General features: G+C 62.1%; 1 protein-coding gene. It reads right to left on the reverse strand.

The features are described from left to right. Positions 1–681: 681 nt before the first annotated feature. On the reverse strand, positions 682–1,542 hold an 861-nt coding region (locus tag C5B90_RS19840), incomplete at its 5' end, for an NAD(P)-dependent alcohol dehydrogenase (RefSeq protein ID WP_148708271.1).

Below are 1,542 nucleotides of genomic sequence, written 5' to 3' on the forward strand. Positions count from 1 at the left end.
CTCGAAAGATGAAACTCGGCGAGATATCGACGTAGGAGCCGGGATACAACACGCGTTCAGGAGCAAGCTCATTATCCAGCGTCTCCCAGAGTGGGCGTCGCTGCTCCAAGTGGGGAAGTTCTTCGTACAACTCCCACTTGCTCTCTTCACTCATCAGATACCACGCTGTGTCGTGTACCTTCGGATAGGACACCGCTGGTACACCTCGTCTGCCTCGCTGTCGGCATCGCAGTCCATCGGAGTGTAGCCGTGAGAGTCACGTTTCGTGTTGCTCATCTGTACGGCGAAGAGGGTGTGCTGAAGCATAAGGGCCTCAAAAATTATTGTTGACACGTCCGACCGACTTGCGCCCCCTATTCAGCAAGAGAAGTTGGAGCTGTCGCACAGCGAGGACAGTCACCCCAGCTCCACGACCGACGCTCAGTTAGTAGTCATCACAGACCGCGCCGAGTAGTTGTTAAACGCGTCTCTCTCGCTCTGCGGTAGTGCCGTGACCGCCCCTCCCTCGGGCAATATCTCCGGGCTCTACCGAGCTGCAGTCAGGGACAGTTTGCCCGATACAATGGGTGGACGTAGCGTCCCGTCGTTCTCTACCTCGTGTTCTTCCTACGCAGAGGGATGGGACCCGTTCTCGGGCCTCGACCGTCGTTTAGTCCGCCACGAGCGCCTACAGGACGTGGTTTACTCCACCGTGACGAGTACGCTCCCCACCTTGTGCCCGGTATCGACGTACCGGTGCGCGTCGGCGATGTCGTCTAGTGCATACACTCGGTCGATGACCGGGCGGAACGCCCCCGATTCGACGAGGTTGCGAAGTGTATGGAGGTGTTCGCGCTTCGTCTCTGCAGACCCCAGCCCGGTGGCTGCGAAGCTCGCTCGCTTGTTACCGACGAGCCGAGTCGACAGCATCTGCAGCAGGATTCGCACCGAGAGGACGGTCGTGAGGTAGCGCCCACCGGGGGCGAGCGAGTCTTTGCACGTCGAGTACGGTCGTTTGCCTACGGCATCGAAGATGACGTCGTACGTCGTGCCGGTCGCCGCGAAATCGGTGGTCGTGTAGTCGATGACTGTCTCAGCGCCGAGCGACCGCACCAGCTCGACGTTCGCGGTACTGCACACGCCGGTGACCGTCGCGCCGACCGCGCTCGCGATCTGCACAGCAGCCGTCCCAACGGAGCCGGACGCCCCGTTGACCAAGATGGACTCGTCCGCCTGCAGGTGCGCGTGGTCTTCCAAGAACGCCATCGCTGTCAGCCCACCGTCACAGACGGCCGCGGCCTCTCTGTAGGTGAGCTCCGACGGCATGACCGCGATAGCCCCGTCTGCGGGGAGACACAGATACTCAGCATGTGCGCCACTCCCAGGAGCGGCGGTTCCGAACACGTCGTCGCCGGGAGCGAACTGCACGACGCTCCGACCGACTGCCACGACCTCGCCAGCGAACACGTCACCCGGTACCGCCGTGGGCCGTCTAAGACCGCTGAAGAACCGAATGAGGAACGGACGCCCTTCCCGAGTGGCCGAGTCTGGCGGGCCGACGAC

The sequence above is a fragment of the Haloferax sp. Atlit-12N genome, from assembly GCF_003383095.1.
Taxonomy (GTDB): domain Archaea; phylum Halobacteriota; class Halobacteria; order Halobacteriales; family Haloferacaceae; genus Haloferax.